1 protein-coding gene is annotated in these 683 nt (G+C 40.6%); it reads left to right on the top strand.

Annotation, left to right across the window (positions count from 1 at the left end; translation table 11 throughout):
- The first annotated feature begins 273 nt into the window (after nucleotides 1-273).
- Nucleotides 274-603, top strand: a complete 330-nt coding sequence (locus A3756_RS16620; protein ID WP_068554002.1) for a hypothetical protein — start codon at nucleotides 274-276, stop codon at nucleotides 601-603.
- The last annotated feature ends 80 nt before the right edge of the window (nucleotides 604-683 follow it).

Genomic DNA, 683 nt, shown 5'->3' on the forward strand with positions numbered 1-683 from the left:
CATCATTTTGTTTGTATTATTTTCCAGTGCAGAGGATAAGAGATCATCACTATTAAATGCTAGCCCTATACTGATGAATTCAGCATCTAAAACACAGTTTGCCAAATATGGAAGTTAAAGCAGCGCCCTTTAAGGAAGCCTCAGATCGGCAACAATTACGGTTAAAACCTACATAGCCTTACATTAAATAACAAGACTTAACACACTAAAAATTATAGTTAACTATAATTCGCCGCGAGTTTTTAGCCCTATCAACCTGCTTCGGAGATCTGAATGATTCGTACCTTAACCAGCTCGTTAAGTGCTTCACATGTTTTTCTATGCACCACTATCGCTATCACTCTTTTTTCGCCCAATAGCTTCGCCAACCCGCTCATGAGCAAAGAACAGTACGCCGACTATAGCGTACGCTATCAATGCGCCGAGATACTGTTTCATAATGATCTACAAAAGAAAGAAGCTGAACTCATTAAAATTGAAGACCAGTACGGCTTAACCGACGATAACTTTGATGCCTTTGACGAACTCATCACCGAATACGAGCGTGACGACACTTTGCTCGATACTGTCCGAGAACGCATCACTAAAGAATGCTCAAGCTAACAAAAAGTAAGAGGGCTCTATTCAATGAGCCCTTTCCTGTCACAATTTCTAATGGTAGAAACTGTCTTTCCCAAGCACTG

The organism is Oleiphilus sp. HI0086, assembly GCF_001635225.1.

Bases quoted from the DNA above. Each gene is read 5' to 3' on its own strand.
- A3756_RS16620 (WP_068554002.1), top strand. From the start codon at position 274: ATGATTCGTACCTTAACCAGCTCGTTAAGTGCTTCACATGTTTTTCTA.